This is a genomic window from Variovorax sp. efr-133-TYG-130 (assembly GCF_030208835.1).
Taxonomy (GTDB): Bacteria; Pseudomonadota; Gammaproteobacteria; order Burkholderiales; family Burkholderiaceae_C; genus Variovorax.
Genome location: NZ_JARVTD010000038.1, coordinates 48,936 through 75,515, shown reverse-complemented (window position 1 = coordinate 75,515; position 26,580 = coordinate 48,936). Strand labels below are relative to the sequence as shown.

Below are 26,580 nucleotides of genomic sequence, written 5' to 3'. Positions count from 1 at the left end.
TGCAGCATGTCTCTCTCGCTCCTGAGCAGCATTCTGATCGACGGGATCGCCTACGCGATGATCCTTTTCATGATCACAGTGGGCCTGTCGATGACGATGGGCCTCATGCGGGTGGTGAACCTGGCGCATGGCGCCTTCGCGATGCTCGGCGGCTTCTTTGCAGCCACCATTCCGCAACGCCTGGGGGTGCCGGCCTGGCTGGGATTCCTGCTGGCCATCGCCCTGGTCGGGCTTGTTGCGCTGCTGTTCGAGCGCATCCTGCTGCGGCGCTTCTATGGACGTGACGATCTCGACCAGATGCTGGTGACGATCGGGCTGATGTTCCTGGCGACGGCTGCGGTGAACCTGATGTTCGGCTCCACCGTGACATCCGTGGCGCTGCCCGAGCTTTTCAACGGCACGGTCGATCTGGGCTTCCGCTCCATTCCGCGGCATCGGCTCATCGTCGTGGGCTGCGGGCTCGTCGTCGTCTGCGTGCTCTGGCTGACGGTGGACAGATCTTCCTTCGGCATCCGGGTGCGCGCCGCTGTCGACAACGCGCCCATCGCACGCGCGATCGGCATCGACACCACGAAGATCTACGCAGCCACCTTCGTGATGGGCGCAGCGCTTGCGGCACTGGGCGGCATCGCTGGTGCAGAACTTCTGCCCATGGAGTCGACATACGCGTCCAAGTACCTGGTGATCCTGCTGGCCGTCGTCGCCGTCGGGGGCAACGGAAATCTCTTCGGCTCATTCTTCGCAGCGTTGCTGCTCGGCATTGTGGAAACTTCGATGAAATACATGGTCCCGCAGCTCGCATCGGCTGCGTTTTTCCTCACGATGATCATCGTCCTATTGGTTCGGCCGCAAGGGCTGTTCGGGAGGCACGCATGAACACGGTCACTGCGCCGCGGGCAGTGCCCGCACCGTCTCGCGCCCGCCCATGGATGCAGCTGCGCGGAGAACTCGTGCTGCTGCTGGTGGGGCTGCTGGCCTTCGTGCTGTTTCCGCATGACCTCGGCTTGCTGACCAACATGGCGACCATGTCGATCTTCGCGCTGTCTCTGAGTCTCGTACTGGGGCAGGCCGGCATTGCGACCCTGGGCCAGGCCGCGCTGTACGGCAGTGGCGCCTACGTCGCGGGCTGGACGGCGCTGTACCTGACGGCAGACCCGATCGCCGGCTTGCTGCTCGGCGGGCTCGGCGGCGGAGTGATCGCGGTGCTAAGCGGCGCAGTGATGCTGCGGTCGACCAAACTCACGCTGGTCATGCTGACCATCGCGGTCGCCCAACTGCTGCTCGAACTGGCCAACTGGGCGAGGTGGCTCACAGGCGGCGACGACGGCCTTGCCGGTTTCAACATCGCGCCGCTGTTCGGCATCTGGGAGTTCAGCTTCCTGAGCTACACGGGCTACTTCTATGCCCTGGGTGCACTCGTGCTCGTGTACTTCCTGCTGAGGAACCTCGTGGAGTCGCCTTTCGGCCTGACGGCCAAGGCCATCCGCCAGGACCCTGGACGGGTTCAGGCGCTGGGGGGCCGCGTCTACCTGCACCTGCTGGCGGTCTACACCGTCGGCGGCATTGTGGCGGGGCTGGCGGGCGCATTGACGGCACAGACCAGCAAGGTCGCCAATCTCTTCATGCTTGACTTCTCGACGTCGGCAGGCGTCGTCGTCATGATCGTTCTGGGCGGAACACGCCGCCTGTCGGGCGCCGTGCTCGGCACCGTCGCCTACATGACCATTCATCACATCGCATCGACCCTGAACCCCTACCACTGGCTGTTCATCATCGGGTCGATGCTGATCGTCGTCCTCATCGTGTTGCCCGAGGGGCTGATCGGGCTGTTCGACCGCGCCGTGGCGTACGCCCGGCAGCCTCGCCGTAGCGGGGTGGCACGATGACTCACCGGCTCCAGACGCACAACCTGAGTCACTCCTTTGGCGGCCTCGCGGTCACGCAGAACGTCTCGCTGTCGCTTCCCCACGGCGCGCGCACGGCATTGATCGGCCCCAACGGCGCCGGCAAGACGACGCTGGTCAACCTGCTGAGCGGCGCCCTGCGCCCGCAGTCGGGCGACATCCAGTTGGACGGGCGCTCGATCGTCCAGTTGCCGCAGTACGCTCGCGTGCGCAATGGCATCGTCCGCACGTTCCAGATCAGCCGCCTGTTCAAGGAACTGACCGTGGCGGACAACGTCAAGGTCGCGGTGCTGCAGCGGCATCGGGCCTCCATGCAGTGGTGGCCCTCGCCTTCGCGTTCCGCGCGCGTACAGCAGGATGTGGACGAGACGCTCGGCATGCTGGGCCTGCACCCGTATGCGAACCGTGTGGTGGGACAACTGGCACTGGGAGAACAACGGCTCGCGGAAATTGCCCTGGCACTCGCGATGCGGCCCCAGGTGCTGCTGCTCGATGAACCGGGCGCAGGCGTGCCGCAGGGCGAAGGCGGCCGCATCATGGAAGCCATTGCGCGCCTGCCAAAGGATCTGTCGGTACTGCTGATCGAGCACGACATGGACCTGGTGTTCCGGTTCGCGTCGCACATCATCGTGCTGGTCGCCGGTGCGGTGATGGTCGAAGGAACGCCACAGGAAGTCGCTGCCAACGAGCAAGTCAAGCAAATCTATTTCGGACGAGACGGTCATGCCCCAGCCCACCACTGAACTCCGGTTCGACGACGTCACCGCAGGCTATGGCGGCCTGCCGGTGCTCGAGCATCTCAGCTTCAGCGTGCGCGAAGGCGAGCGACTCGGCCTGATCGGGCGCAACGGCGCCGGCAAGACCACCACGCTCGCGACCGCCATGGGCCTGGCCGACCTGATGAAGGGACACATCCACTTCGGCGGCGCCGACATCAGCAACGCGAGCACCTATGCACGCTCGCGCGCCGGCCTCGGCTACGTTCCGCAGAGCCGCGACATCTTCCCCTCGCTGACAGTCGAGGAGAACCTGCTGTCCGGCTTGCAGGGGCGCTCGGCAAGCGTCGCCCTACCACCGATCTATGCACTGTTTCCTCGGCTCAAAGAGCGCCGACGCAACGGGGGCACGCAGCTGTCGGGCGGCGAGCAGCAAATGCTGTCGGTGGCACGCGCACTCGTGGGGCAGCCGCGAATCTTATTGCTCGACGAACCGCTCGAAGGCCTGGCGCCGATGGTGCGCGAGGAGTTGATGGATGCCATCGTCCGGATGAGTGATCAGCTCGGCGTGGGCTGCATCATCGTGGAGCAGCACGTGGATGTCGTTCTCGAGTTCTCCAACAACGTGATCGTGTTGGAACGCGGACTGACCGCCTACGCCGGGTCTGCGGCGGTGCTGAGTGGCGAAGAGGCATTGCTCAACCGCACCATCGGCATCCAGAAGTGCTGAAGACGAACTCGCAGGTGGCTTAACGCGATTCGCTCCAAAAGGAAGGTCCACGCTCGTGCAGCAATGCGCATCTTTGATGACTCGGCGCGGTCAAGCACTGAAGCCACCGATCGACCGGCTCCGTTCGATCGCGGTGTAGGCCAAGGCTGCTGCACGTTCTTCTCGGCGTGCGTAACGACCGCGCCATTCCACCGTTCACATTCACTTCGTCATAAGGATCCGCACATGACGCCCTCTCCTCGTTCACCTTCAGAACTGCGGCAGCATTGGCGCTACGTCCTGGGTTGCTTCCTTGGCTTGGCCAGCGGCGTCTCATCGCTGTACTTCTACAGTTCAGGTCTGTTTCTGAAGCCGCTCGCCGCCGAGTTCGGGTGGACCCGAGGCACCGCGTCCCTGGGCTCGCTGATCAGCAGCGTGCTGCTCGGATGCGCGGCGCCGTTCATCGGACAGGTGATCGACCGGTACGGCGCGCGACGCGTCACCCTGCTCTCCCTTGTGGGCCTATCCACCTCGTTCCTGCTTTTGGGCGTTTGGACACAAGGGTTGGCCAGTTTTCTGGCGCTGGTCACGGTCTTGACACTGCTCGGTGGCGCGACCTCGCCCTTGTCCTTCACGAAGATCCTCGTAGGCAAGTTCTCTCGGCAACGCGGACTGGCGCTGGGCATCGCCATCACCGGAACGGGCGTCGGGGCTATCCTGATTCCCCTGATCGTCACGCCGGCCATCACCCATTTCGGATGGCGCGCCACCTACCTGGGCCTTGCGGCGGTCGTCCTTGTACTCTTGCCGTTGATCGCCTACTTCCTGCGGAGCGCGGATGCGGCCCCTGCAGACGAGGGCCGCCGTGCCTCAGCCGGACATAATCTGAAGGCGCTGGCCGACCCGCACTTCTTCCGCATTGCCGCGGTCTTCCTGTTGTGCTCGGTCGGCATCTTCGGCACGATCGTGCACGTCGTTCCGATGCTCACCGACCTGGGGCTTTCCCCGAACCGTGCCGCCGGTCTCGCCAGCATCCTTGGCGTCGCGGTCATCGTCGGTCGGATCGTCACCGGCTTTCTTCTGGACGTGTTCGATGCCGCGCGCTTGTCAGCGACGCTCTTCATGCTGTCTGCCACCGGCATGCTGCTTCTGGCAACCGGCCAACCGGCGCTGGTGCTTCCGGGGTTGCTCATGACAGGCTTCGCGGTCGGCGCAGAGTTCGATCTCGCAGCCTATCTGGTGAGCCGAAAATTCCCACTGAACCTCTACAGCACCCTCTTCGGGGGCGTCTATGCCACGGTGGCCATCGGCGCCGGCATCGGGCCATTTCTCGCGGGACGGCTCTTTGACATTTCCGGCAGCTATGTCTCGTGGCTCTGTCTGGCAGCGGGGCTGCTGGTCGCGGCCGCGATGCTCTGCCTCACGGACCGTCCGGCCGCCAGGCACGCGAGCGGCACGGCCGCAGCGGCGGGTCCGGGCGAGCGCTGAGTTCGCTGCGCCTTCACTTTGGTCACGATGCACAGTCTCCGTGCGCTCCTAGGCCCGCTGCGCGTGTTCGATGCAGTGTGCCGCGCCAAGGGGATCACGCGCGCCGCTCAGGTGCTTCATGTGACGCCCGGTGCGGTCAGCCAGCAAGTCAAGCAGCTGGAGGTCGGGCTGGGCGCGCAGCTGTTTCAGAAATCTGGCCGCGAGATCGAGCTCACCGCGGTAGGCAGACGACTGGCCCACCGCGTCTCGGACGCGTTCGACCGCCTGAACGATGCGCTCGCTGACGTGGGCGATCTCCAGACGGACAAGCGGCTGCGCCTGAAAGTGACGCCGAGCCTTGCCATCCGTTGGTTGGTACCTCGCCTGCGCGGTTTCTACGCGCAATACCCCGACATCGATCTCGAGATTTCGACGATCGCGATGGCCGACGATATCCGGCTCGAGGGCGCTGATTGCGCGATCCGTCATGGCATGGGAGAGTGGCCCGATGTCGAGTTGGACCACCTCTTCGACGACGAATTTCTTCCCGTCTGCGCACCTAATCTGGCCGGGCATTTGACTACGCCTCAAGACCTGCTGCAAGCCAACCTGCTGCACTCGATGATGCGCCCGGAAGCCTGGTCACTATGGTTCCGTTCGGCTGGACTTGTGGATTCCCCAAGCCTGCATGGAATCACAATGGCGAATGCTGCGCTGTGCTACCAGGCTGCGGCTGATGGATTGGGGATTGCTATCGCCCAGCGCGCCTACGTCGACGAGGACCTGCGCAGCGGGCGGCTCGTCGTTGCCGTGGATCACGTCGCCAGGACGGAGTCTGGTTACTACTTGGTCTGCGATCCGCTGAAAGCGGCAGAGGCCCCCGTGAGGCTTTTCAGAAACTGGATCCGTTCCGTCCGATAACAGCGATGCGAGGCAGCGCGCCGCACTGCCCTCCCTGCGCGTCGGCAACACTTTTCAGCAGGCTGACAGTCGCGGCGGACGACCTGTCATCGCCCATGAAACCTTGCCACCGCGCGCGGCGCCCCCTCGAAGACAGCGTCAAAGACTGATGACCGCGATTCCGGCCATCACGACCGCGACGCCGGCGAGACGGCGCGCGAGATGCCCCTCGCGGAACCATATGCACGCGACGAGCGAGCCGATGACGATCGACGACTCGCGCAGCGGCGCGACGAGCGCCACCGGCGCCTTGAGCATGGCGGTGAGAACCAGGATGTACGCGAGCGGAGAGAACACCGCCACGATGAGGATCGGCAAGGCGTCGGCACGGAGGGCCGCGCGAGCGCGACGGCGTCGGTGCAACACGCTGGGCGCCAGGATCAGGCTTTGCACCAGCAGCGTGGCGGCGTAGTAGCTCACAGGCGCCAGGTTCAGTTCGATGACCGAGTAGCCGTCCCACAGCGTATACGCAGCGATGGTCGCCCCCGTCGCAGCCCCCCAGATCAAGCCCTGGACCGGGCGGCGGCCTGCGCGGCTGAGCGGGTTGCCAGTGACCACGAGAATGCCTGCCACGACGAGCGACGCGCCGAACATCGCGTCGGTGCTGAGCCGTTCACCCAGAAGCAGGATCGCGAAGAGCATCGTCAGTACCGGTCCGGTGCCACGCGCGACCGGATAGACCACGCCCAGCTCGGCGCGGTCGTACCCGGCTTGCAAGGTGAGCGAGTAGGCGGTGTGCAACACGGCGGAGAAAGTGGCACCCGCCCACAGTCGCCAGTCCAGCATCTGCTGCTCGCCGGCGCCGAAGGCAAGGCTGATCGGCACGCACAGCAGCGCCGAAGCACAGGTATAGGCGCCGACGAACAACACGGCATCACCGCGCTTGAACTTCGATGCCAGGTTCCATGCCGCGTGGGCGACCGCTGCCGCGAGGACCATCGCGACGGTGCCGGGCGGCATCAGCCGATATCGGGCAGGTCGATGCCCGCCCTTTCCGCACGGCGGCCGCGCTGCGGGTCGCGCAACGCGAGGGCCGCGACCAGTGCGTCGATCACCACGAGCTGCGCCAACCGACTTCCAGCCGCAGCCATCTGGGCCGGCAGCGGTGCGCCGCCGACAACCAGCGCGACGTCCGCGAGAGTCGCCAGGGGCGTGCCATATTGGTTGGTGACGGCGATCAGCGAGGCGCCGGCAGAAGACGCCGCGTCGGCGATGGCCAGCGTCGTCGACGTGCGTCCGGTCGAACTGACGGCGATGACGGCGTCACCGGGGCCGAGGAGGCGCGTGGCGATCATCGCCGACAGGTGATCCTGGATACCGATGGTCGTCACGCCGACCGCGCGCAAACGGAACACCGCATCGGCGGCGACCGTCGCAGACGGGCCGGCGCCGAATGCGATCACCTGGCGCGCGCGCTGGATGGTGCTCACCGCTTGGTCGAGCGCGGCCAGTTCAATGGCACCGCCGAGCGCGGTCAGCGCGTCGGCACCTGCGCGGATCGAGGCCTCGAGCACCGCGGCCGTTGTCGCACCGACCGCGAGTACCTCAGGGGGCGCGAAGAATTGCGCGGTGCCGCGTGCACGAGCGATTTCGATCTTGAGTTCGGTGAACCCGCTGAACCCGATCGCACGCGCGGCACGGACCACGCTTGGCGGCGAGACCCCGGCGCGGGCGGCCACCTGGGCGGTCGTGCTCGCCCCGACAAACAAGGGATCAGCAAGCAGCAGCTCGACCACCTTGGCCTCGCTTGCGGCCAGGTCGCCACTGCGCGCCTGGATGCTTCCGATCCACTGCACCAATCGCGCTTCTCTTGAAACTCCATTACCATTATCATTCATCTTAAGTAATATGTTACATAGCAACCGCGGACCGTGCAAGCCTGCTAAGCACGGCACCGAACACGCAATTCAAAGGAGCCTGTCTTATGAGTGCACCGAGCGATTCATCCATCGCCGTTGTGGGTCCGGGGGCCATCGGCACCGCCGTCGCGGTGGCCCTGCACGAAGTCGGTCGCACGCCGTTGCTATGCGGCCGCACACTCCGCGAGCGCCTGACGTTGGAAGATGGCGATCGCCTCGTGACGGTCCCCGGCCCGGTCCGGGTAGATCCCGCACAGATCGGGCACACCGTCGACCTCGTGCTTCTCGCGGTCAAGACGACACAGATCGAGGCCGCCGGCGCATGGCTCGCCGCGTTGTGCGGCCAGGACACGGTGGTGTGCGTACTGCAAAACGGCGTGGAGCAAGTGGAGCGCGTCGCCCGCCAGGCCTCGCACGGGAAAATCGTTCCCGCGGTCGTGTGGTTCCCTGCACAGGCGCAACCCGATGGCTCGGTGCGTCTGCGTGGGGAGATGCGCCTCAGCCTGCCGGACACGTCGGACGCCCGCGTGGTGGCCGAGATGCTGCAAGACACCCGGTGCCGCGTCGAAGTGTCGGCGAGCTTCCACGCGCTGGCTTGGCGCAAGCTGCTGCAGAACGCGGTGGCCGGACTCATGGCGCTCACGCACCGGCGCTCCGGCATGTTCGGCCGCTCCGACATCGCCGAGCTGGCCCTCGCCTATCTCCGGGAATGCCTGGCCGTGGCCCGCGCCGAAGGCGCGCAACTCGGTGACGAGGTGCCGCGGGAAATCCTCGACAAGTTCCAGGCATCTCCCGCAGACATGGGCACCTCCATCCTCACGGATCGCGAGGCCGGCCGGCCGCTGGAATGGGATGTGCGCAACGATGTCATCGCGCGTCGCGGCCGCGCTCGTGGCATCCCGACGCCGATCAGCGATGTCCTGGTGCCGCTCCTCGCAGCCGCGAGCGACGGCCCTGGCTGATCCCGGCCAACGAGCGCACGGGCGCGCCTCTTCCTCTTTGGCGCCGACGCCGCAACGCTCGGTCGGGTCGCTGCACAGCCAGTGTGCGATCACGAGCCGCCACGGCCCACGGGCTAGTCTGCTTTGAACCCCGATGCTTTGACCACGGGTTCCCAGAAGGCCTGCATTTCGCTGAACCTGGCTCGGGCCTCAGCCGGCGAGCTTCCCGTCTCCACAAAGCCGAGCGTGCGGATCTTGCGGGCGAACTGCTCGGTTGCAACGGCTTTTCGGATCGCAGTGCTCCATTCGGAGACAACGGCGGCAGGCGTTCGAAGAGGCAGGCATATGGCCAATACGCCAACTGAGGTGAGCTCCTTTCGGCCCAGCTCGCCGAACGTAGGAACATCAGGTAGAAGCGCAGAGCGTTGCGCAGAGGTCACCGCCAGCACGCGAAGCTTGCCGGCGTTGTGGTGCTGTGCGAAGTCCCCGACAGTTGAACTTCCCGCTGCGACATTGGCGCCTACGAGGTTCACGATCATCGGCGCAGCGCCCTGAAACGGCACGTCCTGTAGGGGGGTCCCGATGACTTTGGCGATCTGCAAACCCAAGAAATGGGTCGGGCCTCCCGATGCGGCATGGCCGAAGTTGGCATGCTCAGGATGAGTGCGCACCCATTGGGCATATTCGGCAAAGGTCTTGACGGGCGAGGACGCCGGGACAGCCAGCGCCATCGCAAACTCGACCACCGTCGACGCCGGCAGGATATCCCGTTTCGCGGCGTAGTTGAGCTTCTTGAAGACGAACTGATAGATCGATTGCAGGAAGTCGGGGCACAGCATGGCCACGCTTCCGTCGGCAGGGGCGGCACGCAGCGCATCGATCGCGATCTTTCCGCCGGCGCCGGGCTTGTTCTCCACCACGACGGTGCGGTTGAGCGGCTCATGCAGCTGATCCGCAAGCGCCCGTGTGACGACATCGAGTGTCCCGCCAGGCGAGAAGCCCACCAGAATCCTGGCGGGCGGTTGGCTGGCCGACTGCGCGATGGCAGACGGCGCGCCGAAAGCCGCGGCAACGATGAGTGCGAGGCTGTAGCGCCAGGCGGTACTTGGTTTGTTCAAGAGCTGCTCCAGGGAAATTCGGCAGGGTCACGTCGGTTGTCGCGACGTCGGCACGAGGCCACTCGAGGGACTCGAGCGCTCAGCAACACACGACGCCTGCGCCCTTTGTGCGAGTTAAGTCAGCGACCCCGGAAGACCGGCGCACGCTTGTCGGCGAACGCACGGCGCCCTTCCAGTCGGTCCTCGCTGTCCCTGAGCACGCCAAACGCCTGTCGCTCCAGTTCCAGTCCACCGGCAAGCGGCAGCTCCCGTCCGGTCATCGCCAGACGCTTGGCGGCGGTCATCGCCAACGGCGCATTGGCTGCCATTGCTCGCGCCAGGTTGATCGCCGTTTCCTGCAGCGCGGCAAGGGGAACCACCTTGCTGACCAGGCCGATCCGCAACGCTTCGTTGGCATCAATGCGTTCGCCCGTGAGCAGCATCCACATCGCATCCGACTGGCCTACCGCGCGGATCAGGCGTTGCGTGCCCCCGGCGCCTGGGATGCTGCCGACGCGCACTTCCGGCAAGCCGAACTGCGCGTTGTCGGAACAGATGCGGATGTCCGCAAGCAACGCCAGTTCCAGGCCACCGCCGAGGGCATAGCCGTTGATCGCGGCGATGACAGGCTTGTCGGTCTGCAGCGTGCCGAAATTGGAATGTCGGGTGCCGGCGCGAAAGACCTGCCGGGCTGCGCTGTCGGCAGGCGGCATCGTTTTCTTGAGGTCTGCACCTGTGCAAAACGCACGCTCGCCCGCACCGGTCAGGACGACTACGCGGACTTCTTCGTCGCTCGAGACCTGGTCCCAGATCGCGAGCAGCTGCTCGTTGGATTCCGGGTCGATGGAATTCATGGCTTCGGGCCGGTTCAGGGTGATGATGGCCACGCCATCCTGGACTGTCTTGACGATGGGCATGGTTTTGTCTCAGTTCAAAGGAGGGTCAGCGGCGATGATCGCCTCGATGTCTTCTGGTGGCATGCCCAGCTCGTCTAGCACCTCGCGCGTATGCTGTCCAAGCGTCGGAGCGGCCCGTCGCGCTCTAGGCCGCTCACCCACTGCACCGATGACGCTACGCGGCAGCGTCAACGCACCTGCGACCGGGTGCAGCAGGTTCTCGGTGAGCGCCGCTTCGACGAAGGGTGCGGACTGCGCGACCTCGGCATAGTCGTTGATCGGCCCGCAGATGATGTCCACGGCCGCGAACCGCTCGAGCCAGAAGGCACGCGGGTGCGCGAGCATGCGTGCTTCGAGCAGGCGCAGCAGCGCCTCGCGGTGCTGCAGCCGATTCTTGTTCTCGGCGAAGCGAGGGTCCGATGCGAGCTCAGGTGCACCGATGGCCGTGCACAGCGCCAGCCATCGTGCGGGGTGATAGGCCGCCACCATGATCCACCCGTCGGCGCAACGCAAGGCCTCGTTGGGCGTCGAGTAAGGCGCTGCGTTTCCCTGCGGGCCGGGCACATGGCCGTCGGCGAAATAGGACGCGAAACTCACATGCTGCAGTGCGATAGCACTGGCAAACATGCTTGCCTCCACGTGCTGGCCCGACCCCGTGCGTTGGCGCAGCGCGAGCGCGGCCAGGATCGAGATGGTCGCGAACGAACCCGTGACAAGATCGACGACGGGCACCGGCACCTTGCACGGCTGCCCGCCAGGCGCGCCGGTGACGCTCATGAGGCCGCTCACGGCTTGAAGCACGCCGTCCACACCGGGCAGGTCCCTCGCGGTCCCCTGCTGACCGTACGCGGAGACGGAACAGTAGATCAACCGCGGGTTCTCGGCAGATACCTCGGCGTAGTCCAGCCCGAACCGGGTCATAACACCCGGGCGAAAGCTCTCGACCACGACATCGGCTTCGGCGACTAGACGCGACGCTACCAGCCGGTGCGCCGACTGCTTGAGATCCAGAACGATGCTGCGCTTGTTCCGATTGAGCGCGAGAAAGGCCACGCCTTCGCCATGGACCCAGGGCGAGAGTGCGCGCGAGAGATCGCCCGAGGGTGCCTCGACCTTCACCACGTCGGCGCCCAGGTCGGCCAGGTACTGGGTGCAGCTCGGGCCCGCCATGACCTGGGTGAAGTCGATGACCCTCAGGCCCTCGAGAGAATTAGCGAGCATTTTTCAGGCACCCATCTTGATCAAACAGACGGGCTGCTCAAGCTGCGGCCGCCGCAGACATAGAGAAGCTGGCCGGTGACGTAGCTGGAACCGGGCTCCGCGAAAAACCGGACAGCGCGAGCGATGTCTTCAGGCTGACCGATGCGCTCCATCGGCACGGTCTTGTGGAGACTCTGCCGCACTTCCTCGGTGAGAGTCTCGAACAGCGGCGTTTCGACGATGCCCGGCGCAATGGCATTCACGGTGACACCCTTGCGCGCATATTCGAGTGCCAGCGAGCGGGTCAGGCTTACCACGGCGCCTTTGGAAGCGGAATAAGCCGCCTGGCCGCGATTGCCCAGCCAGGCACGCGAGCCGATATTGATGATGCGTCCGAACCGGTTCTCCGCCATCTGCGCCAGGACGGCCTTCGAGCAGATGAATTGCGAGTGGAGGTTGACCTCGATCACGCGGCTCCAGAAGGCCAAGTCCATCTTGGAAACGAGCTTGTCTCCACCGATGCCGGCATTGTTGACAAGGATGTCGATGCGCTGATGGGATGCGAGCAGTTGGGCCACGGTCGACTCCACCTGTTCCACGGAGCTCACGTCGACCTTGAAGGTCTGCACATCGGCACCCTCGCTCGCAAGGCTGCTCTTGGCCGCTTGCAGGGCTTCGTCGTCGAAGTCCCACAGCGCGATGCGACAGCCGCCCTGCGCAAGCTCGCGGGCGATGCCAAGGCCGATGCCCTTCGCCCCTCCGGTCACGACGGCAACGAGGCCCTGCAAAGAGGCAGGCGTGATTGAGTTTGTCTGGTTCATGTCGACCTGTTCAGAGCGAAAGAATATGGATGGAGCAGGCGGCGTGATCCACCCCCCAGATGCCGCCGCCAGTTACCTGCGTGAGCCCGATGCGCGCCCCCTGCACTTGCCGGGCGCCCGCACGGCCTTGCAACTGCTCGCAGACCTCCACGATCTGTGCGACGCCGGTCGCGCCGGGCGGATGCCCCTTGGCAAGAAGGCCGCCGCTCGGATTGACAGGGACCCGTCCGCCCAGAGTCGTCGCACCGCTGCGCAGCAACTCTGCCGCGTCGCCGCGATCGCAAAGCCCCAGCGCTTCGTAGTAGAGCAATTCGGAGATGGTGAAGGCGTCGTGCACTTCCAGCAGGCTGAGGTCCTGCGGCCCCACACCGGCCTGCTCATAGGCCAGCCTGGCCGCACGCGCCGTGATCTCGGCCTCCGTCATATCGACGGGCGTGGTTTCGAACAAGCCGGACTGCACCACTGACGCCAAGACCTGAACTGGCTTGGCAACGCCCTGGGAGGGCTTGGTGCTGAGCACGAGGGCCGCTGCCCCATCGACCACGGCGGGACAGCACTGCAGCAGCGTGAGCGGCTCGGCCACCGGGCGGGATGCAAGAATCTCCTCGCGGGTCGCCAGCTTTGCAAACTTGGCGATGGGATTGAGAGCACCGTGCTTGCGGTTCTTCACGGAGATGTCCGCAAGCGTCTCGGGCTTGAGGCCGCGCTCGTGCATGTATCGCCGAGCGCGCATGGCGTACAAGGCGGGCATGATCATGCCCCGTCGATTGTTCCAGTCTTGCTGGCTCAGTTGCAATGGCCCGCCTCCGAGACCGCTCAGATGGTCCATCCCGAATACCAGGACGGTGTCGTACTGCCCGACCTTGAGCGCCTGCAATGCGAGATTCAGTGCGGTCGCGCCGCTGGAGCAGGCGTTGTCCACGTTGTAGACGGCGCCCCCATGTGTATGCAGTTCACGCAGTGCCCGCTGCCCCGGCAACATGGCCCCGAGCGCGTTGCCGCAGTAGAACGCCTGTACCTCGGAAAGCCGCGTGCCGGCATCCTCCAGGGCGCCAAGAATGGCCGACTGGACCATGGCCTCTTCGGTGAGCTCCGGGAAGCGGCCGAAGTCGGTGATGCCCACGCCGGTGATCAGTGGTTGCTTCATCTCATTGCTCCTGGAAGGCGTAGTCGGGTGTGCCGTCCGGCAATGCGAAGGGCACCACGCGCACCCTGCTTTCGATCGCGGGCGGGCTTCCATCGAACAAGAGCCGACCGAAGGCTCGAACGCCCGACTCGAAGTCGACCATTGCGAGTGCGTAGGCGGGCTTGTCCTTGCCGGGATGGACCACCGTGAAGCTGTAGAGGGACCCGGTCGGGCCGAGCTCGATTTCCTCGATCGGCTGTTCGTGGTGGACGAACTCGATCGGCGGAAACTGGGGGGGCTGACCGCCTGCCTGTGTGGCCACAAGCACCATGCCGCCGGGGGTGTCACGGAAGTGCGAATCCGTGCGCTTGATGATCTTCAAAGGTGTCTCCTGTTCCGGTGGCGATGGCCACGGCAACCGGAAGTTTGGTGACCCAGGGCCGCCCCGTCATTGGATTTGTGCTGCGCATTCTTTAGCCTTACTAAAGCGTGCGAAGCGTGTAGTTCTGCTAAAGCCAGAGCAGCCGAACTGCAAGGACGCACGCCCTGCGCACGCGCATACTGAATGAATGAAAGAACAAATCAGCGTTCCAGTGACCTTGATGCGCGGCGGCACAAGCAAGGCTGTTTTTCTCGCACGGCGTGACGTGCCCGCCGATCCGCAGGAACTGCAGCGATTCCTTCTGGCTCTGTTCGGCAGCCCGGACGTGCGCCAGATCGACGGGCTTGGAGGCGCCGACATCCTCACGAGCAAATGCGCAATCATTGGGCCGCCGTCACGACCCGACGCAGACATCGACTACACCTTTGTGCAGATCGGGATCGATCAGCCCAGCGTGAGCTTCGAGATCGTCTGCGGCAACATTTCATCGGCCACCGGGGTCTACGCGCTGCAGGAGCGGCTGATTCCCGTGCAGGAGCCCGCCACCACCGTGCGAGTGCACAACACCAATACCGGCAAGATTCTGCGCATGGTGGTGCAATGTGCCTACGGCGAGCCGCGCGTGGAAGGCGACACCGAAGTGGATGGGGTGCCCGCCAAGGGCGCCGAGGTCGCGTTGGATTACTCGGGTACCAGCGGTGCCACGACGGGCCGATTGCTTCCCACCGGGCAGGCACGCGATTCGGTCTACGTCTCCAAACTTGGTCGCGAAATACCCGTTTCGATCGTCGACGTGGGAACGGCGTGTGTATTCATCCGCGCTGCGGATCTGGGCGTCACCGGCACGGAGCTTCCCGGCCAGCTCAGTTCTGATATCTACGAAATGGCCGAGGAAGTCAGACGATGGGCCGCCGATCGTTGCAACCTGCCGGCGTCAGGAACCCTCACGCCCTACCAGATCCTCATCAGCGAAGCTCAGGACTACCGCACCCTCGGCGGAGATCGAATCGTCAAGTCGTCGGAAATCGACTTGGTGGCGCGCATGGTTCTCCATGGTGGGGCGATGCACAAGGCATTTCCGGGCGGTGGCTCAGTCTGCCTTTCCGTGGCAGCACAGATCGCAGGGACGATTCCGGCGGAGGCGCGAGGCAGTCATGCCGGCCCGACGCGCATCCGCATTGGCCATCCGAGTGGTGTGATCGGAATTTTTGCCAGCGTCGCGCGCACTGCCGAAGACGAATGGTCGGTGCAAGAAGTTCACTTCACTCGAACCGCTCGGCGGCTGTTTGATGGGACCGCCTATGTGAGGCGTGCTCTCCTCGATGTTGGTTGACCTCAGCGGACTGCCAAGGCATAGCAATGATGACGCAAGATCTTTTTTCTTTGCGAGGCCGCACGGCTCTCGTCACCGGTGGCTCACGGGGTATCGGTCGCATGATCGCCGAGGGATTCCTGGCGCAAGGTGCACGTGTCTACATCAGCGCGCGCAAGGCTGCGGCATGCGATCTCTCGGCTTCGGAACTCTCGAAGAACGGCCATTGCGTCTCGCTGCCGTACGACGTGTCGACAGTCAACGGCTGCCAGGCGCTGGCCGCCGCCTACGCGCAGCATGAAACCACTTTGGACATCCTGGTCAACAACGCCGGCGCCGCTTGGGGAGAAGACTTCGATGCCTTTCCCGAAACCGGTTGGGACAAGGTGGTCGATCTCAATCTTAAGACGCCCTTCTTCTTGACGAAGGCGCTGTCCGGGCCGCTGCGCGCCGCGGCCAAGGAGCGTGTGGGGAAGATCATCAACATCGCCTCCACCGATGGCATCGGGCTCAACCCTCAGGAAAATTACTCCTACGTCGCCAGCAAGGCGGGCTTGATCCACTTGACGCGGCGCATGGCGCTGCGCCTGGCGCAGGACAACATCGCGGTCAGCGCCATTGCGCCGGGCGCGTTTCCATCCGAGATGAACCGCAACGCGCGCGACCGCGGCGACGAGCTGTCCGAACACATACCCGCCAGACGCATTGGCACTTCAGAGGACATCGCCGGCGCGGCGATCTTCCTGGCGTCGCGTGCAGGCGACTATGTGATGGGCTCGACCCTGGTGGTGGACGGTGGCGTGACCCACGCCCGAGCCTACAGGTAAGTGTGTGCATGGGTTGGCCGCTGGCGCCCGGCCATGTAGTGACCTGAAAGGACGGGTCATCCGCCGACCCGGAAACGGTCGCTGATGTAGGTCGCAGGAGGCTTTCCAAAAGCCTTCTTGAACATCGTATTGAAGGCAGAGGGCGACTCATAGCCCAGGTCATAGGCGACTTGCTGGACGGTCGCACCACCGGACAGCTCGCGCAGCGCCACGATCATCTGCAGCTGGCGTCGCCAGCGGCCAAAACTCAGGCCTGTCAGCGAGGTGCACAGTCGATTCAACGTACGGTCGCTCATGCCCAGTTCACGCGCCCAGTTCGTCAGGGTCCTGCGATCGGAGGGATCGCGCATCATTGCCGTTGATATCTCTCTGAGCCTTGCGTCCTCGGGCATCGGCAGGAACATTGCTTCCGTGGGCATCGTGCAAAGTTGGTCGAGCAGCACCTGCGCCAATCGGTCGGTCGGCCCGCCTGCTTCGTAGAGGGGCGGCAATGCTGCGAGGTACTGGATCATCTCGCTGAGCATCGGGCTGATGTGAAAGGTGCAGCAACTCGCAGGCAAGGGGGCAGCGCCAGGTTCGACGAAGAGGAAAAAAATCAGCGCGTTCGCCGTTCCTCGGTTGCTGTGCAGCGTACCGCCCGGAATCCACACGCCCGCCTGGGGCGGGACCATCCACAGCGCGCCGGGCACTTCGCAAGAGACCGCACCGCGCAGTGCGATCACAAGCTGGCCGGATCGGTGCTCGTGCACGGGAATCTCCCGCTCCTGCGCCGCGACATCGACGCGCAGCGCCATCACGGGTACTGATGGCTCGTAGTCCAGGCCTGGCTCGCCGAATTCCGCTCTTCGCATCTTGGGAAATTTGATGTTGCGCCCGCCGCCGGGCTTGTTTCAGCCTTGGAATCAGTGCTCGGTCTCAATCCCCCTCAGCGATGGCCGAAAAGAGAAGTCATTCGTCCAAGTTTGCAATTCTCGACTCGTATGCCGCTCAGTAGCATCGTCGCATGAAAATGATTCGCAATAAGAATGAAGTGGTTTCGGTTCAGGCACTCCTCATTCTTCTCATCGGCCTGGTGCTGATTGGCTCGCACTACTGTTTGGTAGGCAAGCGTGCTCGTGAGATTCATCGAGGCGCAGCATGATCGCGCGACCTCGTTTCTCCCGACAGGAGTTGCTCTTTTCTCTCAAGAGCTTTGCCGCAGCCATGCTTGCGCTCTACCTGTCGAGCCGCTTTGCGCTGCCTCGGCCCTTCTGGGCCATGATGACCGCCTACATCGTAGCCCACCCGCTGGCCAGCAATGTGCGCTCCAAGGCTCTCTACCGCTTCCTGGGCACGTTGCTAGGGTGCGCAGCGACCGTGGTGCTCGTCCCCTCGCTGTCCGGGTCCCCGGAACTCCTGTCGCTGGCTTTGGCGCTGTGGGTGGGGCTTTGCCTTTATCTTTCGCTGCTGGACCGAAGCGCGCGTTCCTATGTCTTCATGCTGGCCGGCTACTCAGCCGCATTGATCGGTTTCCCGTTGGTCGAAGCGCCCGCGGCGATGTTCGACACAGCCGTCGCACGGGTCACTGAAATCGGGTTGGGCATCCTGTGTGCCAGTTGGGTCCACAGCCTCGTGCTTCCCAACGGCCTGGGTCCGTCCCTGCTTGGCGTGATGGATCGTGCACTCGGCGATGCGCGGCAATGGCTCACAAACCTGCTGCGCGAGACGCCCGCCAAAGGACTGGACCCTCGAATCCCGGCGGACCGCCAGCGGCTGGCACTGGACATCACGCAACTGCGCCTGCTCTCCACGCATGTGCCCTTCGACACCGGACTGCGCTGGAGCGGGGGCGCCATCGACGCGCTGCGATACCGTGTGACCGCCCTCACCCCGGTGCTGTCGGCGGTTGAAGATTGCCTGCAAGCGCTGTGCACCGCCACAGGTGGTGTGCCGGATGACATCGGCTCGACCTTCGCGCAGCATTCGGGCTGGCTGGACCCACGCGCGACGAGCGCGGGAGTGGACGACGCATGCGCCGCCTTTCGCGCCATTGCGGACGGTCCGGCCGCTTCGCCGTGGATCCTCGCGCTGCGGATCGATCTGGCAACCCGCTTGGAGGATCTGGTCGCGCACTGGGATGCCTGCACCACGCTGCGCAACGATATCGATGCCGGCATTGCCGGAAACCCGGTGCCCCTGCGGCGCACCCCGGCCCTGGCTCGCGGGGCGCTCCACCTGGACAGAGGGCTCGCGCTGCGCTCGGCGATCACTGCGGTGTCGGGCACCTGTCTATCGTGTGTCCTGTGGATCGCGACGGGCTGGCCTTCGGGATCCGCCATGGCGATGAGCGCCGCCGTCTTCTGCAGCTTCTTCGCCACCATGGACGATCCGGTGCCTGCGATGCACAAGTTCATCACGGCGCTGTTGTGGTCCTTGCCCGTGTCGGCCTTTTGTGTCCTGGCTGTCATGCCTTGGGCACATGACTTTGGCATGCTGGTCTTGTGCATCGCGCCTGTGTTTCTGGTGATCGGCTGCTACATGGCACGACCAGCCAGTTCCCTGTCGGCCCTTGGCATGTTCTTCGGTGTCGCCGGAACGCTCGCCCTTCAAGACACAGCCACCGCCGATTGGGTGAGCTTCATCAGTTCCAACCTGGCCCTGTTCGCGGGTGCGGTGATCGCGGCCCGCGTCACCGCTCTCATGCGCAGCGTGGGGCGTGACTGGACAGCCAGGCGCATACGCCGTGCGGCATGGCACGACCTCGCCGATCTGGCCGCCCATCCGCAGCACGCGTCCAACCGACACGCCTTTGGCTCACGCATGCTCGACAGGATTGCGCTGCTGGCGCCGCGCGTCGCTCCCGACGGTCCTGAAGAGGTCCAGGTCGCGGCACACCGCGCGCTGCGCGAACTGCGCATGGGGGCTGACATCACTGCACTGCAGCGGCATCGCGGGAGCCTTCCTGGAGAACCCCTCGCTCACCTCTTCGGGGAATTGGCCCGCATCTTCCGCGCCCATGTGGCGGGAGCACCGCCGCGTCATGCGCCGCTGCTGCCGCATGTCGATCGGCTGTTGCTAGGCGCGCTGACTGCAGATACCGAGCGGCCTGCCATTGCGGCACTCGTTGGCCTTCGACGCAACCTCTTTCCAACCGCTCCCCCCACGCTCCAACCATGATCGAAGTCAACATTTTTGGCGTGCAGTTGCCCTGGCTCTTGGTCGTCGCAGGCGGCGCGCTGCCGTGCTCCTGGGCAACGCGGCGCCTGCTGGCCCTCTTCGGTGCTTACCGATGGATCTGGCACCCGGCCCTGTTTGACCTCGCGCTGTACGTCCTGGTGCTGTGCGCCTTGGCTTCTCTCACTGGCGCAACCGCCACCTCGTCTTGAAATCCGGACCGCTTCAACCCATGAAATCTGACGCCCTTCCCTTGCCTGCCTGGACTTCGCGTCTTGCCCGTCCCGTCGTTCGTCTGTTGGTCACCGCGCTGATGGTGGCCGCAGCCGGCTGGGTGGGGTGGCGCTTATGGGACCACTATGAACTCGCCCCCTGGACACGCAACGGACGCGTGCGGGCCAATGTCGTGCAAGTCACGCCTGACGTGTCTGGCATCGTCACGAACGTGGCCGTGCACGACAACCAGTCCGTTGCCGCTGGCGCCTTGCTTTTCTCGGTGGACACGGCCCGCTTCGAGCTGGCGCGGGAACAAGCCCAGGCCGCCGTCGCGACGCAACGCGTCGCGATCGGCAACCAGCGCATCACACTCGCTCAGGCGCAGCGCGAGAGCCAGCGCAATTCCGGCCTGGGCGATTTGATCTCGCTGGAAGCTCGCGAGCAGTCGCGCCTGAAGGTGGACCAGGCCAAAAGCGCGCTTCAAGCGGCCGAAGCGGCATTGCGACAGGCGCAGGTCGCATTGAACACGGCGACGTTGAACCTGGAACGCACCCAGGTGCGTGCACCCACCGCCGGCCTGATCACCAACCTCGACCTGCGCCAGGGTGCCTACGCAAGCGCCGGACACCCCGTGATGGCGTTGGTCGACACGGGTTCCATCTATGTCGAAGGCTATTTCGAGGAAAACAAGTTGGCTCGGATCCATCGCGGCGACCGCGTGCGGGTCACGCCCATGGGCAACGCGGCGCTCGAGGGCACCGTCGAGAGCATCGCTGCCGGGATCGCCGACCGTGACCGCAGCACCAGCACCAACCTGCTTCCCAGCGTCAATCCCACATTCAATTGGGTGCGGCTTGCGCAGCGCGTGCCGGTGCGCGTGAAGCTCGATCAGATGCCTGCGAGCACCCGCTTGGTGGCAGGCCAGACGGTCACCGTTGAAATACTCGAGACTGTTCGGACCACGGATGCCAAGGCCCGGGCTTCAGAAAGCCGGGGATGAACGCCATGTCCCCACTCCTTGCCGCCGTCACGGCAGGCGCACTGCTCGCCGGTTGTGCCCTCCCGCCCGTGGGGCCGGACTACGTGTCCCCCGCCCCCCTGTCTTCGGCGCAATCCGCCTCCGCAGGCACCTTCGGATCTGCGAGCGGCGCTGCGGCGGATACGACGCTGCCGCCACGCTGGTGGAGGCTCTACGACGACCGGCAGTTGGACGCGTTGGTCACACAGGCGCTGGCACACAACACCGACCTGCGGCAGGCCGTGGCCACCCTGGAACGCTACCGGGCGCTGGAGGCCGAGGCGCGCGGAAATGAGAAGCCGATGGTCGCGGCCAGCGGGGGTCCCGGCTTCGGGCACGTATCGGGCTTGAGCCTCCTGCAGCGTGGCGGCGAACCGCCCAGCCGCGGCACCTACAGCGCCGGCATTTCCTTGTCGTATCAGTTGGACCTGTACGGCCAACTGCGTCGCGCCATCGAAGCGGCCGAAGCCGGCTCTGGCGCCGCCCAGGCGGCGTTGGACCTTGTACGTGTGAGCGTCGCCGGCGGCGTGGCACATGCCTATGCGCAAGCATGTTCAAGCGGCTATCGCTTGCGCGCCACGCAGGCGTCGGTTCATCTGCAGGAAGAGGCTCTGCGACTCTCCGATCGGCTCCAACAAGCGGGCAAGGTGGGGGAAATCGACATGGCACGTGCGCAAGGCCAATTGGAACAACTGCGTGCTGCACTGCCGCCGCTTCGGGCACAGCGCCAAGGCGCGTTGTACCGGCTGGCAACGCTGACCGGCGCGGCACCTCGCGACTTCCCTGCGGCGGTGGCCGCATGCGAGCAACCGCCGCGCGTGGCAGGACTGCTTCCGGTAGGAGATGGCGCTGCGCTGCTGCGCCGGAGGCCCGATGTGCGCCAAGCGGAGCGCAGCGTGGCCATTGCCACTGCCCAGATCGGCGTCGCAACAGCCGACCTCTACCCGAAAGTGTCGCTGGGTCTCTCGGCCAGCTCAGCAGGCTTCCTGGCAAGATTTGGAAACCGGGAAACGCTCAGCTACAGCCTGGGCCCGTTGATCAACTGGACGCTACCCAACGCCGGCGTTGCCCGCGCTCGCATCGCGCAGGCCCAGGCGGCCACCCGGGTTGCCGCTGCCCGCTTCGACGGGACTGTACTGACGGCACTGCGCGAGGTCGAAACGGCACTGGATGCCTACGCACGCGAGTTGGAACGTCATGACGCGCTTCTGGCTGCGCAAGAACAAAGTGCCATCGTCGCCCGGCAGGCCCGCACACTCTATGTGAACGGCAAGACGAGTCAGCTCGAATCATTGGATGCGGAGCGCACCCTGGCAGCCAGCGAAGCCGCTCTGGCAATGTCGGCAGCCCAGTTGGCAGAGGACCAGGTCGCCGTGTTCATGGCGCTGGGCGGCGGCTGGGAAACCGACGATGCCCCCGTGAGTGGCGTGCGCTAGCCACGCCTTGGCGTTGCTGAAGCGAAACATGAGGCAGACGGAAAATCCACTGCGTGCGTCCGAGCGGGACGGGTTGGTCAATGGACGGGCTTAATCTCTTGAAGACATTCCTGGAGGTCGCCAACGTCGGCAGCTTCTCGCGCGCAGCGGGCAAGCTCGGAATCTCCAAGGCCAGCGCGAGCAAGCATGTCGCGACGCTTGAGTCGCGCTTCAACGTGCGGCTCTTGAACCGCTCGACGCGCTCGGTGACATTGACCGATGCTGGCAGGCTGCTCCAGCTTCGCAGCGCGCCGCTGATGGAGATGGTCGAGTCGACGCAGAGCGAATTGCAGGCGCATGGTTCGCGCCCAAGCGGTCGTCTGCGCGTCGCGGGGCTTCATGGGCTCGTGCAAACCGACTTTCCGAGCCTGCTGAGCGAGTTCCTCACGCTCTATCCAGATGTCCATATCGACCTGCAGATCGGCAATCGTGTGGTCGATCTCGTGGAGGAAGGTGTCGACGTTGCCCTTCGATTCGGGCGCATTGGTGATGAGAACCTGATCGTGCGCCGCCTCCAACGCGTGGAACTCACGCTTTGCGCCACGCCTGGCTACTGGGCCAAGCGCGGCATTCCTCAGACGCCCGACGACATGCGATGGCACGACGTGCTCACCTACTCGCTATCGGCGGGCGCACCGCACATTCTCTTCGAAGTTGATGGCGAACCATACAACCTCCCGATCTACGGACGCATGGATGCCAACGACTCAAGCACGCTCATCGCCGCGGCGCTCGCCGGCATCGGCGCGGTGTGTGTGCCGGCATTGCTGGCTCAGCCGCACACAGAACGCGGCGGCCTGGTCCCAGTGCTCAAGGAATTCATGCCCCGTGACATCTGGCTGTACGCAGCGTATACGCAGCGCCGGCACAACAGCGCAGCCCTGCGAGCCCTGCTGAAGCTGCTTGAAACGCGCATGGGGGGGCAGCGCACATGACCATCCGACCTAGAAGCGGAGCGCCGAGACACATCCATTCACAGTTGCCCGCCACGTATCGCTGGATCTCGCGGAAGGTCGATCACTCCGCCGTGATATTGGCCGACTTGATGATCTGCGCCCACTTGCGCGTCTCGCTGGCGATGAACGCGCTGAACTCGGCGCTGGTGCTGCCGCGCAATTGCAGTCCCGCTGCCTCGGCCTTGCGGCGGACCTCCGGGTCGGCCACCGCGGCGTTGATCTCGGCATTGAGCCGCGCCACGATGGCAGCCGGCGTTCCGGCCGGCGCGAGCATGCCGTACCAGCCGTAGCCCACGACGGACGGCAGCCCCTGCTCGCGCAAGGTCGGCGCATCCGGGTAGAGCGGCGTGCGCTCTTCGTTGGCGACGCCCAGGACCCGCAGCTTCCCGGCCTGGATATGCGGCACGGCGGTCGAGATGGCTGTCAGCGTCGCGTCGAGCCGCCCGGCGAGCAGATCGGTGTAGGCGGGCGCATCGCCGCGGTACTGCACGACGACGCCTTTCGCCTCGGCGGCGCGCAGCAGCAGCTCGGCCGTCAGGTGCGGCGCCGAGCCGGCGCCGGGCGAGCCGAAGCTCACGCCCTTGGCATGCGCCTTCGCATACTTGATGAATTCCGCAAGCGTCTTGTACGGCGCATCGGCATTGACCACCAGGAACAGGGGTGCGATCGCCGTGCTGGCGATCGAAGCGAAGCTCTTGTGCACGTCGTACGGCAGGTCCTTGTAGAGCGCCTCCCCAATGGCGATCGGGGCGGCCGCGTGCAGCAGCGTGTAGCCGTCGGCCGGTGCCTTGGCCACGAAGTCGTTCGCGATGCGCGTGCCTGCGCCGGCCTTGTTGTCCACCACGATGGCCTGCCCCAGCCTGCGCCCGAGGAAGTCGCCGAGCACGCGCGTGAGGATGTCGTTCGAGCCGCCCGCGCCGTAGGGCGAGACCATGCGGATCGGCCTTGCCGGCCAGGCCTGCGCCTGGCTCGGCAGGCACCAGGGCATCGCCAGGCCCGCCGCGGCTGCGGTGAGAAGTTGTCTGCGGGTCGTTGTCATGTGTTCTTGTCTCCGTGGGTTTTCTTGGGATGTCAGACCGGCTCGATGGGCGGATAGTCGAACCGCAATTCCAGGTGGTCGGCATGCGGCTGGTAGAGCCGCAGCACGACGTAGAACGGCTCGCCCGCAGGAGCCGGAAGCCAGTTGGCGCCGGGTCCCGGGTCGTCGGCCTGCAGCCGGATGACCAGGCCGCCGTCGGGATCGTGCCTCAGGCCCGGGGTGCGGTCGCCGATCGAATACCGATCGATCGGATTCGCCACGAACAGGCAGTCGCTGCGACGGTACATCGTGAGCGACCAGAAGGCCCCCACCTTGAGCCCCTTGCCCGGTGCGAAGCGCAGCGCGTAGCGCCGCGATCCGTCCAGCGGCGCGCCGCGCGCGTCCACCTCGGCGGTGGGATACATCGCCTCCTCCACGCCCAGCGCGCCGATGAAGTTGCGGGCGATGCGCGCGCGCGTGAGGTGGTCGTCGCCCCAGTGCGTCTTCACCATCACCGGGATCGCCCAGCCGCCGCCCAGGTCGTGGGGCCGGTTGCCGGTGCGCAGCCGCTCGTACACGGCGGGCAGCGCGGTCGCGAGCTCGGCCTCCATGGGCGGCCATGCCAGGGTTTCTCCGGCCGGCACCGGATTGCGCCGCAGCGCAGCGCTCACGATGGCCAGGTACGGCGCTGCCGCTGGCGCACCGGTGTCGCGTGCGTCGAGCCATGTGTCCACGCGCATGGCGGCATCGCTGCCGTCCGGTCGCACGAGGCGCATCGCGCGTTGCGCGTCGCGCACGCGGGCGGCGTCCTCGCCGTCGTCCTCCACGAGGTGGCGCCCGATCAGCCACACGTCGTCGCCGGGGGCGGCCACGGTCTGCGTGATGCCGGACGGCACCGCGCCGCGCCAGCCGGGGCCATGCACCAGCGTGCGCTGGGGCCGGTTGCCGGTCGTGCGCCGCCCGACGTAGGCGAACGGGTTGGTCCACGCATCCAGCAGCCCCAGCGTCCAGTAGCGCTCGCCCATGTCCGGCGTCTCGATGACGACGGGTCCTTCACAGAGGTCCAGCCAGGCGTTGCTGTAGACCGTGTCGTTGTTCGGGCTGACGACCTCCCTGTCCTGCGGGCCGAGCCGGCGATGGGTGTGCGTGAACTGGTTGACCCAGCGCATGGCCGATGCGGGATCCGGCGCCGCGAAACCGAGGACCGGATGGCGTCGCGCGGTGGTCGCCGCGCGCATGCGCATCATCTCGAACAGCGGCAGCGTCTGTTTCACCACGTCTTCGCAGCCGCGGGGGATGGCGGCGTTCGTCATGCGACAGCTCCGGCGCGGCGAAGGCCCGCGATCTCGTCCGCCGAGAGGCCGAGCTCGGCCAGCAGCCGGTCGGTGTCGGCCCCGCACGCAGGCGCGGCCGGCGGATTGGCGCGCGGCGCATCGCCCAGCCGGTAGGGCAGCGCCAGCGAGGGATAGCGCCGGCCGTCGGCGCCTGGCGCATCGACCAGCAGTCCGCTCGCCTGCACGTCCGCGCTCTGCAGCACCTGCGCGTAGCTGCGAACGAAGCCGACGACGATCTGGTTGCGGCTCAGCAGCGCCACGCATTCCTCGCTGGTGTACGAAGACAGGCATTCGCGCAGCACCACGCGAAGCTCGCCGCGGTGCTGCACGCGCAGGGCGTTGGTGCAAAACCGCGGATCGCTCGCGAGCGACGCGCGCCCCACCACGCGGCAAAAGCGCGCCCAATGCTCGTCCGCGTAGGCCGACAGCACGATGTGCCCGTCGCGCGTGGGCACGACCTCCGCCGCCGGCGCGTTGTTGGGCTGGCCGTCGCCGATGCGCGTCGGCTCCGGGGCGCCGCCCAGGTAGTCGCACCAGGTGGTGGCCTGCAGATGGAGCGCCACCTCCAGCAGCGAGGTGCGCAGCGTCTCGCCCACGCCGGTCTGCGCGCGGCCATAGAGCGCGGCCAGCACCGCCTGCGCGCCCAGGTGCGCGGCGGCCGCGTCGATGATCGGCACGCCCACCTTCTGCGGCAGGCGGTCGGGTTCGCCCGTGACCGACATCAGCCCGCTCTCGGCCTGCGCCGCAATGTCGTAGCCGGGGCGCGCGCTCGACGGGCCCTGGTCGCCGAAGCCGGAGATCGACAGGTAGATGACCTTCGGAAACCGCGCGCGCACCTCGGCCGGGCCGAGGCCCAGGGCCTCCACGGCGCCGGGGCGCAGGTTCTGGATCACGATGTCGCAGCCGCCGATCAGGCGCCACGCGATGTCGCGCCCGGCCTCGCTCTTGAGGTCCAGCGCGATCGACTGCTTGCCGCGGCTGTACGCGCGGATCATCGACTCGCCGTAGCGGCCGATGTGCCGGGCCTGGTCGCCCGCCAGCGGTTCGATCTTGATCACCTGCGCGCCCAGCTCGGCCAGCACCATGGCCGCGCCGGGCCCGGCGATGTACTGCCCCATGTCGATGACGCGCACGTTCTTCAGGGGCACGGCGGGCCCGGATGTCTCTTGGGTCGTTGCATTCGTCGGAGGCAA

General features: G+C 65.8%; 27 protein-coding genes. 15 read left to right on the top strand and 12 right to left on the bottom strand.

Annotation, left to right across the window (positions count from 1 at the left end):
- Positions 1-6: 6 nt before the first annotated feature.
- From QRN67_RS29930 to QRN67_RS29905, 6 genes are all read left to right on the top strand, one after another.
- Complete coding sequence (locus QRN67_RS29930; RefSeq protein WP_081270293.1) at positions 7-876, top strand: branched-chain amino acid ABC transporter permease; 870 nt, start codon at positions 7-9, stop codon at positions 874-876.
- Positions 873-1,886, top strand: coding sequence for a branched-chain amino acid ABC transporter permease (locus QRN67_RS29925; RefSeq protein WP_081270294.1), 1,014 nt, complete (start codon positions 873-875; stop codon positions 1,884-1,886). Before QRN67_RS29930 ends, QRN67_RS29925 begins: the two co-directional genes overlap by 4 nt.
- A complete protein-coding gene (locus QRN67_RS29920; RefSeq protein ID WP_081270295.1) occupies positions 1,883-2,647 on the top strand; it encodes an ABC transporter ATP-binding protein in 765 nt (254 codons plus the stop codon). Before QRN67_RS29925 ends, QRN67_RS29920 begins: the two co-directional genes overlap by 4 nt.
- A complete protein-coding gene (locus tag QRN67_RS29915; protein WP_081270296.1) occupies positions 2,628-3,350 on the top strand; it encodes an ABC transporter ATP-binding protein in 723 nt (240 codons plus the stop codon). Before QRN67_RS29920 ends, QRN67_RS29915 begins: the two co-directional genes overlap by 20 nt.
- Before the next feature lie 225 nt (positions 3,351-3,575).
- Positions 3,576-4,817, top strand: coding sequence for an MFS transporter (locus QRN67_RS29910; protein ID WP_081270297.1), 1,242 nt, complete (start codon positions 3,576-3,578; stop codon positions 4,815-4,817).
- Between the two features lie 27 nt (positions 4,818-4,844).
- The gene (locus QRN67_RS29905) at positions 4,845-5,717 is read left to right on the top strand and encodes a LysR substrate-binding domain-containing protein (RefSeq protein ID WP_285414778.1); all 873 of its coding nucleotides are present in this window, start codon (positions 4,845-4,847) and stop codon (positions 5,715-5,717) included.
- A gap of 138 nt (positions 5,718-5,855) precedes the next feature.
- Here QRN67_RS29905 and QRN67_RS29900 read toward each other — a convergent pair whose 3' ends face one another.
- Positions 5,856-6,716: an EamA family transporter gene (locus QRN67_RS29900; protein ID WP_285414777.1), complete on the bottom strand. Its 861-nt coding sequence runs from the start codon at positions 6,714-6,716 to the stop codon at positions 5,856-5,858.
- Positions 6,716-7,594 (bottom strand): MurR/RpiR family transcriptional regulator, encoded by an 879-nt coding sequence (locus tag QRN67_RS29895; RefSeq protein ID WP_081270300.1) that lies wholly within the window; start codon positions 7,592-7,594, stop codon positions 6,716-6,718. The genes QRN67_RS29900 and QRN67_RS29895 overlap by 1 nt, the downstream gene beginning before the upstream one ends.
- An 86-nt stretch (positions 7,595-7,680) precedes the next feature.
- Between QRN67_RS29895 and QRN67_RS29890 the strand changes: the two genes are divergently transcribed.
- Positions 7,681-8,577: an oxidoreductase gene (locus tag QRN67_RS29890; RefSeq protein ID WP_285414776.1), complete on the top strand. Its 897-nt coding sequence runs from the start codon at positions 7,681-7,683 to the stop codon at positions 8,575-8,577.
- Positions 8,578-8,690: 113 nt separating this feature from the next.
- Here QRN67_RS29890 and QRN67_RS29885 read toward each other — a convergent pair whose 3' ends face one another.
- The 6 genes from QRN67_RS29885 to QRN67_RS29860 all read right to left on the bottom strand — a co-directional run bounded on the left by QRN67_RS29885 (position 8,691) and on the right by QRN67_RS29860 (position 14,078).
- Positions 8,691-9,674 carry a Bug family tripartite tricarboxylate transporter substrate binding protein gene (locus QRN67_RS29885; protein WP_285414775.1) on the bottom strand — a complete coding sequence of 328 codons (984 nt, stop codon included), beginning with the start codon at positions 9,672-9,674 and terminating at the stop codon, positions 8,691-8,693.
- 119 nt (positions 9,675-9,793) lie between these two features.
- Positions 9,794-10,570, bottom strand: coding sequence for an enoyl-CoA hydratase/isomerase family protein (locus QRN67_RS29880; protein WP_081270303.1), 777 nt, complete (start codon positions 10,568-10,570; stop codon positions 9,794-9,796).
- 9 nt (positions 10,571-10,579) lie between these two features.
- On the bottom strand, positions 10,580-11,770 hold the full coding sequence (locus QRN67_RS29875) for a CaiB/BaiF CoA transferase family protein (protein WP_285414774.1): 1,191 nt from the start codon (positions 11,768-11,770) through the stop codon (positions 10,580-10,582).
- A gap of 20 nt (positions 11,771-11,790) precedes the next feature.
- On the bottom strand, positions 11,791-12,570 hold the full coding sequence (locus tag QRN67_RS29870) for an SDR family NAD(P)-dependent oxidoreductase (RefSeq protein ID WP_285414773.1): 780 nt from the start codon (positions 12,568-12,570) through the stop codon (positions 11,791-11,793).
- A gap of 10 nt (positions 12,571-12,580) precedes the next feature.
- The gene (locus QRN67_RS29865) at positions 12,581-13,717 is read right to left on the bottom strand and encodes a thiolase family protein (protein ID WP_285414772.1); all 1,137 of its coding nucleotides are present in this window, start codon (positions 13,715-13,717) and stop codon (positions 12,581-12,583) included.
- A gap of 1 nt (position 13,718) precedes the next feature.
- Positions 13,719-14,078, bottom strand: a complete 360-nt coding sequence (locus QRN67_RS29860; protein ID WP_285414771.1) for a Zn-ribbon domain-containing OB-fold protein — start codon at positions 14,076-14,078, stop codon at positions 13,719-13,721.
- Positions 14,079-14,265: 187 nt separating this feature from the next.
- Here QRN67_RS29860 and QRN67_RS29855 point away from each other — a divergent pair, with 187 nt between their 5' ends.
- Both QRN67_RS29855 and QRN67_RS29850 read left to right on the top strand, forming a co-directional pair.
- The gene (locus QRN67_RS29855) at positions 14,266-15,411 is read left to right on the top strand and encodes a PrpF domain-containing protein (RefSeq protein WP_106937801.1); all 1,146 of its coding nucleotides are present in this window, start codon (positions 14,266-14,268) and stop codon (positions 15,409-15,411) included.
- A gap of 26 nt (positions 15,412-15,437) precedes the next feature.
- A complete protein-coding gene (locus QRN67_RS29850; RefSeq protein ID WP_106937802.1) occupies positions 15,438-16,217 on the top strand; it encodes an SDR family oxidoreductase in 780 nt (259 codons plus the stop codon).
- 56 nt (positions 16,218-16,273) lie between these two features.
- Here the strand turns inward: QRN67_RS29850 and QRN67_RS29845 are convergent, their stop codons facing one another.
- Positions 16,274-17,011 carry a helix-turn-helix domain-containing protein gene (locus QRN67_RS29845; protein WP_285414770.1) on the bottom strand — a complete coding sequence of 246 codons (738 nt, stop codon included), beginning with the start codon at positions 17,009-17,011 and terminating at the stop codon, positions 16,274-16,276.
- A gap of 209 nt (positions 17,012-17,220) precedes the next feature.
- Here QRN67_RS29845 and QRN67_RS29840 point away from each other — a divergent pair, with 209 nt between their 5' ends.
- The 6 genes from QRN67_RS29840 to QRN67_RS29815 all read left to right on the top strand — a co-directional run bounded on the left by QRN67_RS29840 (position 17,221) and on the right by QRN67_RS29815 (position 23,014).
- Positions 17,221-17,358, top strand: coding sequence for a hypothetical protein (locus tag QRN67_RS29840; RefSeq protein ID WP_285414769.1), 138 nt, complete (start codon positions 17,221-17,223; stop codon positions 17,356-17,358).
- Positions 17,355-19,373, top strand: a complete 2,019-nt coding sequence (locus tag QRN67_RS29835; RefSeq protein ID WP_285414768.1) for an FUSC family protein — start codon at positions 17,355-17,357, stop codon at positions 19,371-19,373. Before QRN67_RS29840 ends, QRN67_RS29835 begins: the two co-directional genes overlap by 4 nt.
- Positions 19,370-19,582, top strand: coding sequence for a DUF1656 domain-containing protein (locus QRN67_RS29830; protein ID WP_106937805.1), 213 nt, complete (start codon positions 19,370-19,372; stop codon positions 19,580-19,582). Before QRN67_RS29835 ends, QRN67_RS29830 begins: the two co-directional genes overlap by 4 nt.
- Positions 19,583-19,602: 20 nt before the next feature.
- On the top strand, positions 19,603-20,586 hold the full coding sequence (locus tag QRN67_RS29825; protein ID WP_285414767.1) for an HlyD family secretion protein: 984 nt from the start codon (positions 19,603-19,605) through the stop codon (positions 20,584-20,586).
- Positions 20,583-22,040 (top strand): efflux transporter outer membrane subunit, encoded by a 1,458-nt coding sequence (locus QRN67_RS29820; RefSeq protein ID WP_285414766.1) that lies wholly within the window; start codon positions 20,583-20,585, stop codon positions 22,038-22,040. Before QRN67_RS29825 ends, QRN67_RS29820 begins: the two co-directional genes overlap by 4 nt.
- Positions 22,041-22,138: 98 nt before the next feature.
- Entirely contained in the window at positions 22,139-23,014 is an 876-nt protein-coding gene (locus QRN67_RS29815; protein ID WP_350226969.1) for a LysR family transcriptional regulator, read from the top strand.
- An 82-nt stretch (positions 23,015-23,096) separates the two neighbouring features.
- Here QRN67_RS29815 and QRN67_RS29810 read toward each other — a convergent pair whose 3' ends face one another.
- The 3 genes from QRN67_RS29810 to QRN67_RS29800 are packed head-to-tail and all read right to left on the bottom strand — an operon-like array spanning position 23,097 to position 26,535.
- Positions 23,097-24,074, bottom strand: coding sequence for a Bug family tripartite tricarboxylate transporter substrate binding protein (locus QRN67_RS29810; protein WP_285414764.1), 978 nt, complete (start codon positions 24,072-24,074; stop codon positions 23,097-23,099).
- A 32-nt stretch (positions 24,075-24,106) separates the two neighbouring features.
- A complete protein-coding gene (locus tag QRN67_RS29805) occupies positions 24,107-25,366 on the bottom strand; it encodes a DUF1254 domain-containing protein (protein WP_285414763.1) in 1,260 nt (419 codons plus the stop codon).
- Positions 25,363-26,535 (bottom strand): CaiB/BaiF CoA transferase family protein, encoded by a 1,173-nt coding sequence (locus QRN67_RS29800; protein ID WP_285414762.1) that lies wholly within the window; start codon positions 26,533-26,535, stop codon positions 25,363-25,365. The genes QRN67_RS29805 and QRN67_RS29800 overlap by 4 nt, the downstream gene beginning before the upstream one ends.
- Between the last annotated feature and the right edge of the window lie 45 nt (positions 26,536-26,580).

Excerpts from the sequence above, each read along its gene's own strand:
- QRN67_RS29925 (WP_081270294.1), top strand. The coding sequence starts at position 873 with ATGAACACGGTCACTGCGCCGCGGGCAGTGCCCGCACCGTCTCGCGCC.
- QRN67_RS29870 (WP_285414773.1), bottom strand. The coding sequence starts at position 12,570 with ATGAACCAGACAAACTCAATCACGCCTGCCTCTTTGCAGGGCCTCGTT.
- QRN67_RS29910 (WP_081270297.1), top strand. The coding sequence starts at position 3,576 with ATGACGCCCTCTCCTCGTTCACCTTCAGAACTGCGGCAGCATTGGCGC.
- QRN67_RS29820 (WP_285414766.1), top strand. The coding sequence starts at position 20,583 with ATGAACGCCATGTCCCCACTCCTTGCCGCCGTCACGGCAGGCGCACTG.
- QRN67_RS29825 (WP_285414767.1), top strand. The coding sequence starts at position 19,603 with ATGAAATCTGACGCCCTTCCCTTGCCTGCCTGGACTTCGCGTCTTGCC.
- QRN67_RS29835 (WP_285414768.1), top strand. The coding sequence starts at position 17,355 with ATGATCGCGCGACCTCGTTTCTCCCGACAGGAGTTGCTCTTTTCTCTC.
- QRN67_RS29920 (WP_081270295.1), top strand. The coding sequence starts at position 1,883 with ATGACTCACCGGCTCCAGACGCACAACCTGAGTCACTCCTTTGGCGGC.
- QRN67_RS29875 (WP_285414774.1), bottom strand. The coding sequence starts at position 11,770 with ATGCTCGCTAATTCTCTCGAGGGCCTGAGGGTCATCGACTTCACCCAG.
- QRN67_RS29900 (WP_285414777.1), bottom strand. The coding sequence starts at position 6,716 with ATGCCGCCCGGCACCGTCGCGATGGTCCTCGCGGCAGCGGTCGCCCAC.
- QRN67_RS29905 (WP_285414778.1), top strand. The coding sequence starts at position 4,845 with ATGCACAGTCTCCGTGCGCTCCTAGGCCCGCTGCGCGTGTTCGATGCA.
- QRN67_RS29810 (WP_285414764.1), bottom strand. The coding sequence starts at position 24,074 with ATGACAACGACCCGCAGACAACTTCTCACCGCAGCCGCGGCGGGCCTG.
- QRN67_RS29855 (WP_106937801.1), top strand. The coding sequence starts at position 14,266 with ATGAAAGAACAAATCAGCGTTCCAGTGACCTTGATGCGCGGCGGCACA.
- QRN67_RS29845 (WP_285414770.1), bottom strand. The coding sequence starts at position 17,011 with ATGGCGCTGCGCGTCGATGTCGCGGCGCAGGAGCGGGAGATTCCCGTG.
- QRN67_RS29895 (WP_081270300.1), bottom strand. The coding sequence starts at position 7,594 with ATGAATGATAATGGTAATGGAGTTTCAAGAGAAGCGCGATTGGTGCAG.
- QRN67_RS29890 (WP_285414776.1), top strand. The coding sequence starts at position 7,681 with ATGAGTGCACCGAGCGATTCATCCATCGCCGTTGTGGGTCCGGGGGCC.
- QRN67_RS29880 (WP_081270303.1), bottom strand. The coding sequence starts at position 10,570 with ATGCCCATCGTCAAGACAGTCCAGGATGGCGTGGCCATCATCACCCTG.
- QRN67_RS29840 (WP_285414769.1), top strand. The coding sequence starts at position 17,221 with ATGAAAATGATTCGCAATAAGAATGAAGTGGTTTCGGTTCAGGCACTC.
- QRN67_RS29830 (WP_106937805.1), top strand. The coding sequence starts at position 19,370 with ATGATCGAAGTCAACATTTTTGGCGTGCAGTTGCCCTGGCTCTTGGTC.
- QRN67_RS29930 (WP_081270293.1), top strand. The coding sequence starts at position 7 with ATGTCTCTCTCGCTCCTGAGCAGCATTCTGATCGACGGGATCGCCTAC.
- QRN67_RS29850 (WP_106937802.1), top strand. The coding sequence starts at position 15,438 with ATGATGACGCAAGATCTTTTTTCTTTGCGAGGCCGCACGGCTCTCGTC.
- QRN67_RS29915 (WP_081270296.1), top strand. The coding sequence starts at position 2,628 with ATGCCCCAGCCCACCACTGAACTCCGGTTCGACGACGTCACCGCAGGC.
- QRN67_RS29805 (WP_285414763.1), bottom strand. The coding sequence starts at position 25,366 with ATGACGAACGCCGCCATCCCCCGCGGCTGCGAAGACGTGGTGAAACAG.
- QRN67_RS29865 (WP_285414772.1), bottom strand. The coding sequence starts at position 13,717 with ATGAAGCAACCACTGATCACCGGCGTGGGCATCACCGACTTCGGCCGC.